Origin of the sequence: Polaromonas sp. CG_23.6, assembly GCF_029892315.1 — a bacterium.
Taxonomy (GTDB): domain Bacteria; phylum Pseudomonadota; class Gammaproteobacteria; order Burkholderiales; family Burkholderiaceae_C; genus Polaromonas.
Genome location: NZ_JARXUY010000001.1, coordinates 1136697 through 1152960, shown reverse-complemented (window position 1 = coordinate 1152960; position 16264 = coordinate 1136697). Strand labels below are relative to the sequence as shown.

The 16264-nt window shown below is 61.3% G+C and carries 21 protein-coding genes; 12 read left to right on the top strand and 9 right to left on the bottom strand.

What is annotated here, in order from left to right; genetic code table 11:
• Positions 1-31 precede the first annotated feature (31 nt).
• From H4V98_RS05410 to H4V98_RS05380, 7 genes are all read left to right on the top strand, one after another.
• Positions 32-652: a DUF4136 domain-containing protein gene (locus H4V98_RS05410; RefSeq protein ID WP_196863944.1), complete on the top strand. Its 621-nt coding sequence runs from the start codon at positions 32-34 to the stop codon at positions 650-652.
• A gap of 3 nt (positions 653-655) precedes the next feature.
• Positions 656-1330, top strand: a complete 675-nt coding sequence (locus tag H4V98_RS05405) for a histidine phosphatase family protein (protein ID WP_196863945.1) — start codon at positions 656-658, stop codon at positions 1328-1330.
• Positions 1327-2523: a DSD1 family PLP-dependent enzyme gene (locus H4V98_RS05400; RefSeq protein ID WP_196863946.1), complete on the top strand. Its 1197-nt coding sequence runs from the start codon at positions 1327-1329 to the stop codon at positions 2521-2523. The genes H4V98_RS05405 and H4V98_RS05400 overlap by 4 nt, the downstream gene beginning before the upstream one ends.
• Before the next feature lie 115 nt (positions 2524-2638).
• On the top strand, positions 2639-2983 hold the full coding sequence (locus tag H4V98_RS05395) for a hypothetical protein (protein WP_280757325.1): 345 nt from the start codon (positions 2639-2641) through the stop codon (positions 2981-2983).
• Positions 2984-3071: 88 nt separating this feature from the next.
• The gene (locus H4V98_RS05390; protein ID WP_196863948.1) at positions 3072-3254 is read left to right on the top strand and encodes a DUF3606 domain-containing protein; all 183 of its coding nucleotides are present in this window, start codon (positions 3072-3074) and stop codon (positions 3252-3254) included.
• A gap of 10 nt (positions 3255-3264) precedes the next feature.
• On the top strand, positions 3265-4146 hold the full coding sequence (locus H4V98_RS05385; RefSeq protein ID WP_231374787.1) for a hypothetical protein: 882 nt from the start codon (positions 3265-3267) through the stop codon (positions 4144-4146).
• The gene (locus H4V98_RS05380; RefSeq protein WP_280757324.1) at positions 4143-4532 is read left to right on the top strand and encodes a hypothetical protein; all 390 of its coding nucleotides are present in this window, start codon (positions 4143-4145) and stop codon (positions 4530-4532) included. The genes H4V98_RS05385 and H4V98_RS05380 overlap by 4 nt, the downstream gene beginning before the upstream one ends.
• 413 nt (positions 4533-4945) lie before the next feature.
• On the opposite strand, the gene ruvB is transcribed toward H4V98_RS05380, so the two are convergent.
• From ruvB to ruvA, 4 genes are all read right to left on the bottom strand, one after another.
• On the bottom strand, positions 4946-6013 hold the full coding sequence (gene ruvB / locus H4V98_RS05375) for a Holliday junction branch migration DNA helicase RuvB (RefSeq protein ID WP_196863950.1): 1068 nt from the start codon (positions 6011-6013) through the stop codon (positions 4946-4948).
• A 6-nt stretch (positions 6014-6019) separates the two neighbouring features.
• Positions 6020-6412: a type II toxin-antitoxin system VapC family toxin gene (locus tag H4V98_RS05370; protein ID WP_196863951.1), complete on the bottom strand. Its 393-nt coding sequence runs from the start codon at positions 6410-6412 to the stop codon at positions 6020-6022.
• Positions 6409-6660 carry a type II toxin-antitoxin system prevent-host-death family antitoxin gene (locus tag H4V98_RS05365; protein WP_196863952.1) on the bottom strand — a complete coding sequence of 84 codons (252 nt, stop codon included), beginning with the start codon at positions 6658-6660 and terminating at the stop codon, positions 6409-6411. The genes H4V98_RS05370 and H4V98_RS05365 overlap by 4 nt, the downstream gene beginning before the upstream one ends.
• 78 nt (positions 6661-6738) lie before the next feature.
• Positions 6739-7311, bottom strand: coding sequence for a Holliday junction branch migration protein RuvA (gene ruvA / locus H4V98_RS05360; protein WP_196863953.1), 573 nt, complete (start codon positions 7309-7311; stop codon positions 6739-6741).
• 91 nt (positions 7312-7402) lie between these two features.
• On the opposite strand from ruvA, the gene H4V98_RS05355 reads away from it, so the two are divergent.
• Both H4V98_RS05355 and ybeY read left to right on the top strand, forming a co-directional pair.
• Entirely contained in the window at positions 7403-8434 is a 1032-nt protein-coding gene (locus tag H4V98_RS05355) for a PhoH family protein (protein WP_196863954.1), read from the top strand.
• The gene (gene ybeY / locus H4V98_RS05350) at positions 8424-8879 is read left to right on the top strand and encodes an rRNA maturation RNase YbeY (RefSeq protein WP_280757323.1); all 456 of its coding nucleotides are present in this window, start codon (positions 8424-8426) and stop codon (positions 8877-8879) included. Before H4V98_RS05355 ends, ybeY begins: the two co-directional genes overlap by 11 nt.
• A 79-nt stretch (positions 8880-8958) precedes the next feature.
• Here ybeY and dtd read toward each other — a convergent pair whose 3' ends face one another.
• Positions 8959-9423, bottom strand: coding sequence for a D-aminoacyl-tRNA deacylase (dtd, locus tag H4V98_RS05345; protein WP_196863956.1), 465 nt, complete (start codon positions 9421-9423; stop codon positions 8959-8961).
• A gap of 19 nt (positions 9424-9442) precedes the next feature.
• Positions 9443-10675 (bottom strand): tyrosine--tRNA ligase, encoded by a 1233-nt coding sequence (gene tyrS, locus H4V98_RS05340; RefSeq protein ID WP_280757322.1) that lies wholly within the window; start codon positions 10673-10675, stop codon positions 9443-9445.
• Between the two features lie 269 nt (positions 10676-10944).
• Between tyrS and H4V98_RS05335 the strand changes: the two genes are divergently transcribed.
• Entirely contained in the window at positions 10945-12294 is a 1350-nt protein-coding gene (locus H4V98_RS05335; RefSeq protein ID WP_280757321.1) for a M23 family metallopeptidase, read from the top strand.
• Between the two features lie 41 nt (positions 12295-12335).
• Complete coding sequence (locus H4V98_RS05330) at positions 12336-13475, top strand: anhydro-N-acetylmuramic acid kinase (protein WP_196863959.1); 1140 nt, start codon at positions 12336-12338, stop codon at positions 13473-13475.
• A 102-nt stretch (positions 13476-13577) separates the two neighbouring features.
• On the opposite strand, the gene erpA is transcribed toward H4V98_RS05330, so the two are convergent.
• The 3 genes from erpA to rplM form a co-directional block, all read right to left on the bottom strand.
• Positions 13578-13943 (bottom strand): iron-sulfur cluster insertion protein ErpA, encoded by a 366-nt coding sequence (gene erpA, locus H4V98_RS05325; RefSeq protein WP_196863960.1) that lies wholly within the window; start codon positions 13941-13943, stop codon positions 13578-13580.
• A gap of 152 nt (positions 13944-14095) precedes the next feature.
• Complete coding sequence (gene rpsI, locus H4V98_RS05320; RefSeq protein ID WP_196863961.1) at positions 14096-14488, bottom strand: 30S ribosomal protein S9; 393 nt, start codon at positions 14486-14488, stop codon at positions 14096-14098.
• A complete protein-coding gene (gene rplM / locus H4V98_RS05315; RefSeq protein WP_196863962.1) occupies positions 14485-14940 on the bottom strand; it encodes a 50S ribosomal protein L13 in 456 nt (151 codons plus the stop codon). Before rplM ends, rpsI begins: the two co-directional genes overlap by 4 nt.
• 207 nt (positions 14941-15147) lie before the next feature.
• Here rplM and rlmJ point away from each other — a divergent pair, with 207 nt between their 5' ends.
• Positions 15148-16164: a 23S rRNA (adenine(2030)-N(6))-methyltransferase RlmJ gene (gene rlmJ, locus H4V98_RS05310; protein ID WP_196863963.1), complete on the top strand. Its 1017-nt coding sequence runs from the start codon at positions 15148-15150 to the stop codon at positions 16162-16164.
• Positions 16165-16264 lie beyond the last annotated feature (100 nt).

The window sequence follows — 16264 nt, the reverse complement described above, 5'->3', positions numbered from 1 at the left end:
ATTTTTTCCATCCCCTCCCACAGGAGACAATATGAAACGAGCACTTTCGGCCATTTTTTCAATTGCAATGCTGGGATTTTTCATGGTCGGCTGTTCCGGATTGCAGCTGGTTGAAAACAACGTCACCGCCTTTCACAGCTGGAACGCGCCGCCGCCCGGGCCGGGCACGCCCTACCGCTTCGAGCGATTGCCGTCGCAGCAGGTGAGCGCCGCCTACCAGGACCGCGTCGAGGAAACCGCGCGCATTGCGCTGGCCAAGGTCGGGATGGAGCTGAACCCGGCGGCGGCGCGCTACAGCGTGCAGGTGCGGGTCAGCACGCAGGTGATCGAAGCGCTGCCCTATGGCCCCGGCTATGACGGCTTCGGTTTTGGCATGCCCGGCGTTTTTCTGGGTGGTGGCAACCGGGGCGGGGCGTTCGGTTTGTCCTTTCCGCTGGGTTACTCAACGCCCAGCCCCTATTTCCACCGCGACCTGACGCTGCTGGTGCGCAACCTCGGCAACAGCCAGGTGGTGTTTGAAACCCGTGTCACGAATGACGGGATTCAGAACGAAACGCCTGCGGTGTTGTCGGCCATGCTGGACACGGCGCTGCTGGGCTTTCCCGAACCGCCGCCGGGGCCGCGCCGGGTCAATGTCCAGATACCTCGATAAAACATGATTGAACCCACCCGCATCATTGCCATCCGCCATGGCGAAACCACCTGGAATGTGGACACCCGCATTCAGGGCCGTCTTGATATCCCCCTGAATGCCACGGGCCGCTCGCAGGCTGCCCGCATGGCACAGGCGCTGAAGCATGAACCGATCGCGGCCGTGTACGCCAGTGACCTGGTGCGCGCCTGGGAAACGGCCGAATACCTGGGGCGCGCACACGGGCTGACCGTCAACGTCGAAGCCGGCCTGCGCGAACGCGGCTTTGGCGACTTCGAAGGCATGACCTTTGCCGAAATCGAGACCCGGCTGCCTGAGCAATCGATGCGCTGGCGCAAACGTGATCCGGAATTCGCCCCTTCTGGCGGCGAGTCGCTGGTGGACCTGAACCGCCGGGTGGTCGAGGCCGTCGAGCGGCTGGCCGCCAGGCATCCGGGCGAGCTGATCGCAATGGTTGGCCACGGCGGCGTGATGGATGTGCTTTACCGCGCGGCCGCGCGCCTGCACATTCAGGCTCCACGCACCTGGACCCTGGGCAATGCCGCCATCAACCGCTTGCTCTGGACGCCGCAGGGCTTCAGCCTGGTCGGCTGGGCAGACACCCAGCACCTGGACGACGAATCGCTGGACGACGGCCTGTTCGCTGCCGGACCGGCTGCTGGCGTTGGTAACCGATGAACAAAGCGGTTGCGTACCTGTCCGAGCTGATTGGCAAATCCGTCCACGACATCGATACCCCAGCCCTGGTGATTGACCTTGACGCCATGAAACGCAACCTGGGCCGGATGGCCGAATTTGCCCGAAAGCACCAGGTCCGCTGGCGTCCCCATGCCAAACTGCACAAAAGCATTTTGCTGGCCAAGATGCAGATCAAGGCCGGCGCCGTTGGCGTGTGCGTGCAAAAGACCTCCGAGGCCGAGATCATGGTCGCGGGCGGCGTGCACGACGTGTACATCAGCAACGAGGTGATCGCGTCGGCCAAGCTGGCGCGGGTGGCGGCCCTGACGCAGGCCGTCGCCGCGCATGGCGGACAGATTGCCATTGCCGTGGACAGCCTGGAAGGCGTGAGCCGGCTGGCGCAGGCGATGTCCGACGCCCGGACCGGCATCCGTAACGGCACGCCGAGCACTGCCACGGTGATTGACGTGTTTGTCGAGATCGATGTCGGCCAAGGCCGTTGTGGCGTGCAGCCCGGGCAGGACGCAGTTTTGCTGGCACTGGAAATCCGCAAACATCCGGCCCTGCGTTTTGCCGGTCTGCAGGCCTACCACGGGAAGGTTCAGCATGTGCGCAACGTGCAGGAGCGGCGCATGACCGCCGCCGACGCCATGAAGTCGGTCGAGTTGACCTGCGAGTTGCTCAAGGCGCAGGACATGGCACCAGGGCTGGTGACCGGTGCAGGAACCGGCAGCTTCGCGCTGGAGGCCGCCAGCGGTGTTTATGGCGAACTGCAGGCCGGCTCCTTCATCTTCATGGATGCCGACTATGCGCAGAACGAGCGCGACCCGGTTCAACCTCACTTTGAACATGCCCTTTTCGTCAAGACACAGGTTGTCAGCCGCCATGCCAGCCACGCTGTGTGCGATGCCGGCCACAAAAGCCATGCCATCGACTCCGGCCTGCCCCAGGTGCATGCGTTGAAGCGCCAGGAGGGACTGGATTATTTCAACGGGGGTGATGAACACGGCATCTTGCGGCCGTCATCGGGCCAGACTGGCTTGCCCGATTTGGGCCAGATGCTATGGCTGATTCCTGGCCATTGCGATCCGACCGTGAACCTGCATGATGTGATGATTGGTGTGAGCGGCGGCCTGAAAAGTGGAACGGTCGAACGCATCATCCGTGTGGATGCACGGGGCGCACTGACTTGAAATTCAAGCAAAAACGGCTTTAGCGCATTACCATCTTGCATAAGCTGCTATTTAATCAATAGCAAAATTCCATCAAGCGCGTCTTTTTATACAGTACACGGTCAAGGGACTGCCTATGATCAATCCCAACCTCTGGAGTCCAACCTTGAAAAACGTTTTTGCCCTGCTTGCGACCTGCGGCCTGACGATGGCGGCGCACGCAGGCTGCTACAGCGTGTACAACCCCGCTGGCAATCTGATCTTCCAGTCCAGCGAAGCGCCGGTGGACACACGGCTTGAATACCACAGCACCGTTCCGCAGCGCTTTGGCCAGGGCGCAACGCTGGTTTACATCAACGACGAACAAAGCTGTACTCAAGTGGGCACGCTGGTGGGCATGTCGGACGCCACCACAGGAAGGGTCGGCCAAGGCCAAGGCCAGGGAACCCAAATCAGGCCGGGTCGCGCAGACAGGGGCTGAACCGGTGGCGGCTGAAAGGTGAAGGTATTGCCTCGCAACAGGCACGCGAGTATCGTGACGGGGACAAAACCAACCCGCAGGAGTGCACATGACCGACCATCCCTCCCCTTTCAAGCCGCTTGACCCCGGTCGCATCGACATCATTGACCCGGAAGAACTGGCCTACTGGCGCGATGAACTCCACTGCACCGAGTCCGAACTGGCAGAGGCGGTGACCCAGGCCGGCGAACACGTTACGGCAGTGCGCGCGTATCTGGCGGCGCGCAAATAAGCACGGGGCCATGTCAGCTTTGGTCATTAAAAACACCATGCCGACCATCAACGTGACCACCAACACATTGTTTTTTATGCGCTGTGCGAAACCAATGGCGTGGACATGCCTTGTCGCCTCCACCTGCCTGAGCGTAGCGGCGCAGGACAAAACCGGCGGAAATCTCCCGACGGTCACGATCTCGGCCAAGGCGAACCCCGACCCTGTCGAAAAATCCTACCGGAAAATGATCAGCGCAATGGACCTGTTCGAGCAGGAGCGCGGCCTGCGCGCACCCGACGCATCGCTGCGCTTCAAGCTGCTGCCGCGCCGTCCGGACACTGACCTGCAACGCATCGAGATGGAAGTGGTCGGCTCCACGGTGGATTTTCAGGTGCCGATTGCGCCCGACCAGACATTTACCCTGGCGCGCAACCAGAAGGCTTATGACGAAAACGCCCAGGTGTCGCCCAACCGCAGGGCGCAAAGCATGACCTGGCGCAGCGAGGTGAAGACGCCCGGTCTGCCGCCCGACACCCGGCGTTTGGGCGATCTGCGCATGGAGTGCCGGGTGGGCATGGAAGCCGGCCTGATTTCCAACCGCAGCAACATCGTCGGCCGAATGGTCAAGGCCTTGCTGGACACGCCGGCCTACTGCGACCGGCAGCTGCCGCTCTACCTGTTCTTTGCCGACCGGCCACTCTTCAGCGTCACCCTGGTCGCCGGGCCGCGCCGCGAAATCCTGCCCATCGACATGCTCTACGCAGCCGCCAGCGACGACCCGAAGCTCAAGGATGAACTGCCCTATTGCGATTGCGAGGTGCTGGTAGACCGCACCTATGTGCTGCCGCTCGGCGACCGCAGCTGGCCGGACGACACGCGGGTCGAATTTGAGTACATGGAGGACGAATGAAGTGCCTGATGCAGTTGCCTGTCGCTTTGCGCAGTGGCTCCGTCATGGCCGGAGTGCTGGCATCGTGCCTGTGGCTTGCCGGGTGTGCCGGCGCTTTGGGGTTTGCAGGTGCAGGAGACAGCACGCACCCCTTTCGCGACCCCGGCCTGTCGATGCAAGCGGCCATGCAAGCCGTCGCCACCGGCACATCAAACCAGCAAGATGTGATGGCAGCCCTGGGCTCGGCCACGGTGGTCAGGTTCGACAGCGGCTATGAAGTCTGGGTTTACCGCAAGAATCCGCTCAGGAGCGAGCCGGCGAATGCAGAATTCGTCATCTTGTTTGACCCGTCAGGCCACGTGAAAAAATCGCGCTTTCGCCCCGCCTATGCGCCAAAGGGCAGCTGAACCCAAGCGCTGAATGAATGGCGCGGACAGGCATTGCGTCCGACAACACAATTGAGCGAAAAAATCATCTTGCTATATTTTTAATAGCTGCCTACGCAATTCCACCGTGCGCAAATGCCGTATTTGATACACAAAGCGCAACCACACAGATCACTTTTCAGGTGAACTTGCATGGCAGGTGCCAGCATTGGCCTGGCCCCTTCTCTCATCCCTGCCCCTTCTGTGATCCGTGTCTCTTCTGTCATCCCTGCCCGTTCAGTCATCCCGGGCTCGACCCGGGATCCATGCCTCCACCAGCACAGGCACGCATTGCAGATTCCCGGATCAAGTCCGGGGCAGGCTCAACCTACAAAGACAAAAGAGAATGCGAAGAGCTTCAGGAAACTCAATAGTTACCTCAAAGCAATCTCCGATCACTTGCCAAACAACCCTTCGCCCGACTGCGGCGGAACCACGTCCAGATGCCGGTACGCGGCCAGCGTGGCGATGCGCCCGCGCGGCGTGCGCTGGATGAAGCCTTGCTGGATCAGGTAGGGCTCGATCATGTCCTCGATGGTGCCCGGCTCCTCGCCAATGCTGGCGGCGATGTTGTCCAGCCCGACCGGGCCGCCGTCGAAGCGGTGGATCAGCGCTTCCAGGAACTTGCGGTCCATCAAGTCGAAGCCCAGCGGATCGACGTCCAGCATCGCCAGCGCGCGGTTGGCAATGTCCAGCGTGATGGTGCCGCTGCCCTTCACGTCGGCATAGTCGCGCACCCGGCGCAGCAGGCGGTTGGCAATGCGCGGCGTGCCGCGCGAACGGCGGGCGATCTCGAAGCCGCCTTCTTCGTCCATGGGCGCATTGAGCAGACCGGCGCTGCGCTTGACGATGCGCGCCAGCTCCTCGGGCGTGTAGAACTCCAGCCGGGCGACGATGCCGAAGCGGTCGCGCAGCGGATTCGTCAGCATGCCGGCGCGCGTGGTGGCGCCGACCAGCGTGAAGGGCTGCAAGTCGAGCTTGATCGAGCGCGCCGCCGGACCTTCGCCGATCATGATGTCGATCTGGTAGTCCTCCAGCGCCGGGTACAGGATTTCCTCGACCACCGGGCTCAGGCGGTGGATCTCGTCGATGAACAGGACGTCGTTTTTTTCGAGGTTGGTCAGCAGCGCCGCCAGGTCTTTCGGCTTTTCCAGCACCGGCCCGGAAGTCGAGCGCATGTTCACGCCAAGCTCGTGCGCAATGATGTGGCTCAGCGTGGTCTTGCCCAGGCCGGGCGGGCCGAACAGCAGCACGTGGTCCAGCGCCTCGCCGCGCTTGTTGGCCGCACCGATGAAGATTTCAAGCTGCTCGCGCGCCTTGGCCTGGCCGACGTAGTCGTCGAACAGCTTGGGGCGCAGGGCCCGCTCGATGGCTTCCTCTTTCGGTGAGGCTGGAGCGGCGGACAACATCCGCCGGGCGGGCGGCAGGTCGGCCATGTCGAAGTCGTCGGTTTGGATGCTCATGGTTTTTCAGACCTTCAAAATAGGGCCGGGGTAACTGGCCAGCAGGGCATCGGCCGTGACCAGCGTCAGGTCTTCGCGCATGGCCTGGGCCAGCAGCAGGCGGTCAAACGGGTCTTTGTGCAGATCGGGAAGGTTGCGAACGTCCATGGCGTGCAAGGAAGTGATCACCAGTTCCTGGTAGCCGTTGTCCAGCATGCCGGCTCGCCATTCCTGAACATCAATCGCCAGATCCTTGCGTGGCCGACTCAGCTTGATGCTGATTTCCCAAATGCTGACAGTGCTGAAATACAGCGTGTTTGCCGTATCACGCATCAGCCGGTCTGCTTGTTCAGGCAGGCGCTCCGGAAACAAGGCCGCCCATAACAGCAGGTGGGTGTCGAGCAAAAGGCGCTGGCTCACAGCGTGCCGTTGCCATTGAACAGGTCTTCGATTTCCTTGGCATACATCGTGTCGAAGTCTTCAGGGATTTTCCCCTTGCCTTTCATGAACCCCAGACGCTGCGGCGTGTGCGGCGTCTCGGGCTCGATCGGCACGACCCGCACCATCGGCTTGCCCGCCTTGGCGATGATGAAGGATTCGCCCTTGGCGGCCCGATCCACCAGCCGCGACAAATGGGTTTTGGCTTCATGGATGTTGACGGTTTGCATCAAAAACTCCTTGTGAACTAAGTCGGGTTAGTTTATCCAATCCCATGAAGAACCATCTACCAAGCCTGACGTCCCGGATTATTTCCCCAGACTCTTCAACGCCAGCTTGATACCCTCGCTCACGCCAACGTCCTGCGGCAGCGCCTTGAGCGCCAGCGCCGCATCCTTGTCGCTGTAGCCCAGCGCGACCAGTGCCTGCAGGATGTCGAGCTGCGCTTCGTTGGTCACGCTGGCCTGCGCACCGATGTCGGCGCCGAGCTTGCCTTTCAACTCCAGCAGCAGGCGCTCGGCGGTTTTCTTGCCGATGCCGGGCACCTTGATGATGCGGCCGGTTTCTTGCAAAGTTACCGCCTGCGCCAGATCGGCCACGCTCATGCCGCTGAGTACGCTGAGCGCCATGCGCGGACCGATGCCGGTGATCTTGATCAGCAGGCGAAAGGCGGCGCGCTCGGCGGTGTTGCCAAACCCATAGAGCAGCTGCGCGTCTTCCCGCACGATGAAATGCGTGTGCAGGCTGACTTTTTCGCCCAGCCCCGGCAGGTTGTAAAAGGTGCTCATGGGCACCAGCACCTCGTAGCCGACGCCATGGCAGTCCACCAGGATTTCGGGCGGGTTTTTTTCGGCCAGCTGGCCAGTGAGTCTTCCTATCATGGGCAAATCTTAGCAGCCGGCCAGCGGCGCGGATTTAGGCAGACAATCGCGTTTTGCCACCCTGTTTTGACCGCCAGAGGAAACCCCGATCTTGATGCTTCGTCACACCTTCACGCCGCCCAACAACACCCGCATGGCCAACCTGTGCGGACCCATGGACATCCACATCCGCACCATCGAGGCCGGGCTGCAGGTGACGATTGCGCACCGCTTCGAGCAGTTCAAGATCGATGGCACAAAGCTGCGCGCGACCCAGGCGCTGGAAGTGCTGCAGGCGCTGTATGAAATCGCCCAGCGCCCCATCGAACCCGAAACCGTGCAGCTGATGCTGGCCGGCGACATGGCGCTGAACACCGTCGAAGGCGGGATCGCATTGACGACGCGCCGCGCCGACCTGCGCGCGCGCACCGTCAACCAGGGCACTTACCTGGAAAACATCGCCGCGCACGACATCACCTTTGGCATCGGCCCGGCCGGCACCGGCAAGACCTACCTGGCGGTGGCCTGCGCGGTCGATGCGCTGGAACGCAGCACGGTGCAGCGCATTGTCCTGACGCGCCCGGCGGTCGAGGCCGGTGAGCGCCTGGGCTTTTTGCCCGGCGACATGGCGCAAAAGGTCGATCCGTACTTGCGGCCGTTGTATGACGCACTGCACGAGCTGATGGGCTTCGAGCGCGTGCAAAAAGCCTTTGAGCGCCAGCAGATCGAGATTGCACCGCTGGCCTTCATGCGCGGCCGCACGTTGAACCATGCCTTCGTCATCCTGGACGAGGCGCAAAACACCACACCCGAACAGATGAAGATGTTTTTGACACGCATCGGTTTTGGCAGCAAGGCCGTGGTGACGGGCGACGTCAGCCAGGTCGATTTGCCACGCACGCAAATGAGCGGGCTGATCGATGCCGAGCGCGTGCTCAAGCGCGTGCAGGGCATCGCCATTACCCGCCTGACCAGCGCCGACGTGGTGCGGCACCCGCTGGTGGCGCGTATCGTGGACGCCTACGACAAGACGCCGAGCAACCGGGACGATGCCAAGGCCGCGCTTGAAGCGGCAGATGACGCTGTTGTTGTGCTGGCCACGCCCATCCGCAAGACCAGCGCCAGGAGCCGAAATGGCTCTTGATGCACTGAGCTTGTCGCTGCAGTTCGGAAAATTCCCTGACGCTGCGCTGCACCGCGCCGCCCTGCCCCGGCACAGCGTCGCCCGCTGGATTCGTCACGCCTTGCAAAGCGATGCCGAAATCACCGTGCGCATCGTTGGCCAGGAAGAAGGCCAGACGCTGAACCGCGACTACCGGGGCAAGGACTACGCCACCAATGTGCTGACCTTTGACTACACGCAAGCGCCTTATGTGACGGCTGACCTGGTGCTGTGCGCGCCAGTAGCGGCGCGGGAAGCGCAGGAAAACGGCAAGACCCTGCAGGCGCATTACGCGCATCTGCTGGTACACGGCACGCTGCACGCGCAAGGCTGGGACCATGAAACCAGCGACGACGATGCCCAAGAGATGGAAGCATATGAAATCGACATCCTGGCGGGTTTGGGCTTCGACAACCCCTACCGCTGACAATTTATGCATCAAATAGGGCACTGGCGCAACAGGGACGGGCGCCAGCAGCTATTTAAAACATAGCATTCAACGGCATTTAGACATCGGGGGCGATGTGCAGCGGAATCGTCACCGGCCCGTCATTGACCAGGTGCACCTGCATGTCGGCGGCAAACCGCCCGGTTTCGACTTGCGGGTGCAGCTTGCGCGCCTGGGCCACGAAATAATCGTAAAGCCGCCGGCCTTCGTCAGGTGCTGCCGCGCCGGTAAAGCCCGGCCGGTTGCCGCCCGACACATCGGCCGCCAACGTGAACTGGCTGACGACCAGCAACCCGCCGCGCGCACCCTGCCCGTCAAGGTCCTGCACGCTGCGGTTCATCTTGCCGGCGTCGTCGGCAAAAATGCGCAACTTGAGAAGTTTGGCGAGCAGCTTGTCGGCTTGCGCTTCCTTGTCGCCCTGTTCGGCGTAAACCAGCACCAGCAGGCCGCGCTCAATTTGTCCAACGGTGTCGCCATTCACCACGACCCGGGCTTCGGACACACGCTGCAGCACGGCTTTCATGAACGACGGACCCGGCGCATCAGCTGAGCGTGACCCGCACAAACTTGCGCTTGCCGACCTGCACCACATACACGCCGGCTGGCAGCTTCAGCGCCTTGTCACTCACCACGCTCGAATCGACGCGCACGCCGCCGCCGTCAATCAGGCGACTCGCTTCGCTGCCCGAAGGCGCCAGTCCCGCCGCCTTGAGCAGCGCGCCAATGCCCAGCGGCGCGCCGGACAGCGTCACCTCGGCAATCTCGTCAGGCACGCCGCCCTTGCTGCGGTTGATGAAGTCCTGTTCGGCGGCGTCAGCAGCAGCCGCTGAATGAAAGCGTGCCGTGATTTCCTTGGCCAGCGCCACCTTGGCGTCTTTCGGGTTGCGGCCGTCAGCCACTTCGGCCTTGAGCGCGGCAATGTCGGCTTCGCTTTGGAACGACAGCAGCGTGTACCACTTCCACATCAGCACGTCGGACACCGACAGCACCTTGGCAAACATGCTGTTGGGGTCTTCGGAAATGCCGATGTAGTTGTTCTTGCTTTTCGACATCTTCTCGATGCCGTCCAGACCTTCGAGCAGCGGCATGGTCAGAATGCACTGCGGCTCCTGGCCATATTCCTGCTGCAGGTGCCGGCCCATCAGCAAATTGAACTTCTGGTCCGTACCGCCGAGTTCCAGATCGCTCTTGAGCGCCACCGAGTCATAACCCTGCAGCAGCGGGTACAAAAACTCATGCACGCTGATCGGCGTTCCGGCGTGGAAACGGTCATGAAAGTCGTTGCGCTCCATCATCCGTGCCACGTTGTAGCGCGAAGCCAGCTGGATCAGCCCACGCGCGCCCAGCGGATCGCACCATTCGCTGTTGTAGCGAATCTCGGTCTTGGCCGGGTCCAGCACCAGGCTGGCCTGGCGGTAGTAGGTTTCGGCATTCACCTTGATCTGCTCGGCCGTGAGCGGCGGGCGGGTGGTGTTGCGCCCCGACGGGTCGCCAATCAGCGTGGTGAAGTCGCCGATCAAAAAGATCACCGTATGCCCCAGGTCTTGCAACTGGCGCATCTTGTTCAGCACCACGGTGTGGCCGATGTGGATGTCGGGCGCGGTCGGGTCCAGCCCGAGCTTGATGCGCAACGGCACGCCGGTGGCTTCGCTGCGGACCAGTTTTCGCGTCCATTCGTCCTGCGGAATCAACTCGTCACAGCCTCGCAGAGAGACGGCTAGCGCCGTCTTAACACGCTCAGACAGAGGATTGTTTGTAACAGGCACTTGATTCATAAGGGTTTTTCCAGGGGTCGCGTGATGTCTTACAGATATAATTCCGACTTTCCTACGCCGGGCCGCCATTTTAAAGGCCCTACTGATCGCTGGCGAGGAAGCCAAAATTTTCGAGTTCGATGCTCACCGGCGCTGGCAAAACGCCTGGTAACGGTATCGATCGACCTGTCATCATTGCCCGGCCGCTCCTGAAAGCCCCGTGCACTTTAGTTGGGATTCACGTTTTGCGCCTGCCCGTCGCCTCCTATGTTCCATTGACCTTTTCTCGAGTGCTGACCGCTGTTGGCGAAAGCCTGCGCCGCCACCCCCGGCGCATCACTGGCAGCTTGGCCATGCTGCTTCTGGGAACCGGCGTGACGGCTTTCGGGGTTGCGCCGCTGGCGCCCGATGCTGCCGACCTGCCGGTCCGCCAGGTGCTCGAAGCGATTAAGCCGCTGGCTTCCGCGTCCGCCCAGGCCCAGACCGAGGCGCTGGCGGGCTTCAGCTTCAAACTGTTCCGCACCGAGGCCACGCGCAGCAGCGACACCGCCAGCGCACTGCTCAAGCGTCTGAACCTTGATGACGCAGAAGCCGATGCTTTTTTGCGCAGCGACCCCAACGCGCAACTGATTCTGGGCGGCCAGCCGGGGAAAAATGTAACAGTTGAAGCCAGTGAGCGTCAGCAATTGCTCAAGCTCAGCATGCGCTGGCCGACTGACGACGAACAGATGTTCCAGCGCCTGGTGATCGAGCGCAGCAGCACGGGCTTTACGTCGCGCATTGAAACCGCGCCCTACACCCGCTCTGCCCGGCTCGCCAGCGCCGCCATCCAGTACACGTTGTTTGGCGCCATTGACGATGCGCGTATTCCTGACGGTGTCGGCGTGCAGATCGCGGAAATCTTCGCCACCGACATCGACTTTCGCCGCTCACTGCGCAAGGGCGACCGCTTCAACGTGGTGTATGAAACGCTAGAAGCCGATGGCGAAACCATGCGTTCCGGCCGCGTGCTGTCCGCCGAGTTTGTCAACAACGGCAAGACGTTCCAGGCCATGTGGTTCCAGCCACCGGGCAAGGATTCCGCCGGCATGGAGATCAAGGGCGGCTACTACACGCTGGACGGCCAGAGCCTGCGCCGCTCTTTCCTGAGTTCCCCGGTCGAGTACTCGCGCATCAGCAGTGGCTTCGCGATGCGCTTTCATCCGGTGCTGAAAACCTGGCGCGCCCACAATGGCACCGACTTTGCCGCCACCACCGGCACACCCGCCCGCACCATCGGCGACGGCGTGGTCGAGTTCGCCGGCGTGCAAAACGGTTATGGTAATGTGGTTTTCGTGAAGCACCGAAACAACATGGAAACCGTTTACGCCCACCTGAGCAAGATCAATGTCCAGGCCGGCCAGACCGTGACGCAGGGCCAGACCATCGGTTTGGTCGGATCCACGGGCTGGGCCACAGGCCCGCACCTGCATTTCGAGGTGCGCGTCAATGGCGTCCAGGAAGACCCGATGACGATTGCCCGAGAAAGCGAAGTGGTGCCGGTTCCGGCCGCCGCGCTGCCGCAATTCAAGCAGCTGGCGAATGGTTTTCGCAACCAGTTGCAGGCGGCCGCCACCATCGACGTGAACCGCGCCGAATAAGCCAGCGCAGTTGCTGGCAGCGGCTGCGGCAAAATCGCTGCATGCACGACTATTTCATCGGCCTGATGTCAGGCACTTCCCTTGACGGCGCCGACGGCGTGCTGGTCGATTTTTCTGGCGAAAAACTGCGTGTTGCCGCCAGCGCGAGCCAATCATTTGCCAGCAGCTTCCGGGCCGAACTGCTGGCGCTCAATACACCTTCGCACAATGAACTGCATCGCGCCGCGTTGGCAGGCAGCGAACTGGCTGCGGTGTATGCGCAGGTAGTCGCCGACCTAGTGCAACAGGCCCAGGCACGCGGAATTGCCATCGGCCAGATTCGGGCGATAGGCGCGCATGGGCAAACCGTCAGGCATCAGCCGCAGCGAATATCCCCAGACCCTTCAGGCGTCGGGTACACGCTCCAGCTCAACAACCCTGCACTGCTGGCCGAGCTGACCGGAATCGACGTGGTGGCGGATTTTCGCAGCCGGGATGTGGCGGCAGGCGGCCAGGGCGCACCCCTGGTACCGGCGTTTCACCAAGGTGTTTTTGGCTGCGCCGACGTCGGCGTGGCGGTGTTGAATCTGGGCGGTATTTCCAATCTCAGCGTATTGCCCCCTGCAGACTCGGCACGACCGGTGGTTGGCTTTGACTGTGGCCCGGGCAATGCGCTGATGGACGCCTGGTGCCTTCAGCACACCGGCCAGCCCTTTGATGCAGGCGGTGCCTGGGCTAAAAGCGGCCAACGCATTCCTGCACTGCTCGCCAGCCTGCTGGACGATCCTTACTTTGCGCAGCCAATCCCCAAAAGCACGGGGCGGGATCTTTTCAGCCTTGCGTGGCTGGCTGAAAAGATCCGGTCTTTTGCCAGGGAACGGCCTGAGGATATTCAAAATACATTGACCGAATTGACGGTTCGCGCATGTGCTATGGGCGTTAACAGCTATGCAAAAGAGAGCAAGGAACTGATTGTCTGCGGTGGCGGCGCTTTCAATCTTCATTTGCTTGAGCGCCTGCAGGCAGCGTTGCCCTGGCTACCCGTCAGCACCTCGGACGCGCACGGTTTGGGGCCCCTTGAGGTCGAGGCCGCTGCCTTTGCCTGGCTGGCCCGTCAAATGCTCAGGCGCCAGCCGGGCAACCTGTTCGGCGTGACCGGGGCAGCCGGGGCGCGGGTGCTGGGAGCGCTGTATCCGGCCTGATTCCATTTGGCTGGTCGGAAGGAAATTTCCCCGCCATCAAAAAAGCCGCCTTTGAGGCGGCTTTTTTGTAAAAACAGCGTGAGCTGCCTGTTTATAGAATGCTCAGACCGAAAAGCTGGAGCCGCAGCCGCATGAACTGCTGGCATTCGGGTTCTTGATGACGAACTGAGCGCCTTCCAAATCATCTTTGTAGTCGATTTCCGCACCGACCAAGTATTGGTAGCTCATCGCGTCGATCAGCAACGACACGCCGTTCTTGGTCATGGTGGTGTCGTCTTCGTTGGTGATTTCATCAAATGTGAAACCATACTGGAAACCCGAGCAGCCACCGCCCTGCACGAACACGCGCAGCTTCAGGTCGGGGTTTCCTTCCTCGGCAATCAGTTCGGCTACCTTGGAAGCCGCGCTGTCGGTGAACACAAAGGGGGAAGGCATTTCAGTCTGGATATTTTCGGCAACTGCGCTCATGGGGGACTCCGTTAATCTATAGGCAATGGGGGAAATAGTACAGTAAATCGATCAACCATACCGGCTGCGCGTCTTAGCATGCAACGCTAGGCCCAACGAAAAAAGCCGCCCGGCGAACCAGGCGGCTTTTTGCGAAGCAGGGAAAGCGAAAATTAACGCTTGCTGAACTGCTTGCGGCGGCGGGCTGAGCGGAAACCGACCTTTTTACGTTCGACTTCACGGGCATCGCGCGTCACGAAACCGGCTTGGCTCAACGCTGGCTTGAGCGTTGCGTCATAGTCGATCAGGGCGCGGGTGATGCCGTGGCGCACTGCGCCGGCCTGGCCGGACTCGCCGCCGCCGTGGACGTTGATCATGATGTCAAACGTCTCGACGTGGTTTGTCAGGAACAGGGGTTGGCGGCAGATCATGATGGAGGTCTGGCGACCGAAGAACGCCTGGATGTCCTTGTCGTTGACCGTGATCTTGCCGGTGCCTTTTTTCAAGAACACGCGGGCAACGCTGGATTTTCGACGGCCAGTGCCGTTGTTCCATTCACCGATCATTTGGCTGACTCCCGGGATATGCCTGCGATTTCCAGCACTTTAGGCTGTTGGGCGGTATGCGGATGCTCTGCACCACCGTACACCTTGAGTTTCTTGATCATGGCGTAACCCAGCGGGCCTTTGGGCAGCATGCCCTTGACGGCTTTTTCCAGGGCGCGGCCCGGGAACTTGGTTTGCATGTCGCGGAAATTGGTGGCAGTGATGCCGCCTGGATAACCGGAATGGCGATAGTAAATCTTGTCGGTCGATTTGGCACCGGTCACGCGCAGCTGGGCTGCGTTGATGATGATGATGAAATCACCGGTGTCGACGTGAGGCGTATAAATGGCCTTGTGTTTGCCGCGTAAACGGAGAGCAACTTCGCTGGCTACTCGTCCGAGGACCTTGTCGGTCGCGTCAATCACAAACCACTCGTGCACTACGTCAGCGGGTTTTGCGCTGAAAGTATTCATGAGTTTTCTCTTTACAGAAAGGGGTTTGTCGGGTTCTTTTCCACGGTCGGCGTTCCTCTGATGAGAACCTCTTAGGTGGTCATTTGCCTTTTCAAGCAACCCTGCCGCGGAACCACATGTGCGCTGCAGAGTCTGCGATTATATGAAGAATCAGGCGCTTGCGTCAATTTTTGAGGTTTTTTGCGTGCGAGAAGGTACGATAGAGGGATGTTTTCCTACCGCCACGCCTTCCATGCAGGCAACCATGCCGACGTTCTCAAGCACACCACCTTGATCGCGTTGATGAAGTACCTGACCCAAAAAGACACGGCATTGACCGTGATCGACACCCACGCCGGCGCCGGCCTTTACCGCCTCGACGGCGACTACACCGAGACCAGCGGCGAAGCCAGCGAAGGCATCTTCAAGCTGATTGAAGCGTCAAAAGTCGCTCCAGCGACTGCAGGACGCGCCGGAACAGCTACCAAAAAAATAGCAGCCGACGCCAAAACCGCGTTTGCTGCAGCCGATGCGGCCACGCCAGCGGCCAGCAATTACGCCTGGGCACCAGCCTTGCAGGACTACCTGGAACTGCTGCGCAGCCTGAACCCGCATTTCGCGCAGACGGGTGATCCGGCACACCTGAAGATTTACCCGGGCTCACCTTTCATTGAACAAAAATTCCTGAGCGGGCGCGACAAGCTCAAATTGTTCGAGCTGCACCCAACCGATTTCAAGTCGCTTTCCGGCAACATCGAGCAGCTTGGCGTCGGCCGCCAGGTGGTGGTGGCACGCGAAGACGGCTTTGAGGCGCTGAAAACATTTTTGCCGCCGCCGGCCCGGCGCGCCATGGTGCTGTGCGACCCAAGCTATGAAATGAAGAGCGACTATGCCCGCGTGGCCGCCTGCATGACGGACGCCGTCAAGCGCTTTGCCACCGGCACCTATGTGGTCTGGTACCCAATTATTCCGCGCCCGGAAGCACACGACCTGCCGCGCAAGCTGAAAACCCTGGCAGTCAAGGCGCACCGGAGCTGGCTGCATGCCACGCTGACGGTCAAGTCCAGCAAGCTGACCACCGACAGCGAAGGCGAGGTGATTCGCCCCGGCCTGCCCGCCAGCGGCATGTTCATCATCAACCCGCCCCACACGCTGAAGACCGACCTGCAAGCCGCGCTGCCGCAGATGGTCGCACTGCTGGGTCAGGACCGCAATGCCGGCTTCACCCTGGAACACGGCGGCTGAAACAGGGCCCCCACGGTCGCCCACTGCGTGTGGCTCCCTGCCCCCCGAGGGGGTCGCTGCGCCTGCTGCCCCTTCTGGGCGGGCAATAGCTTTGATGGCG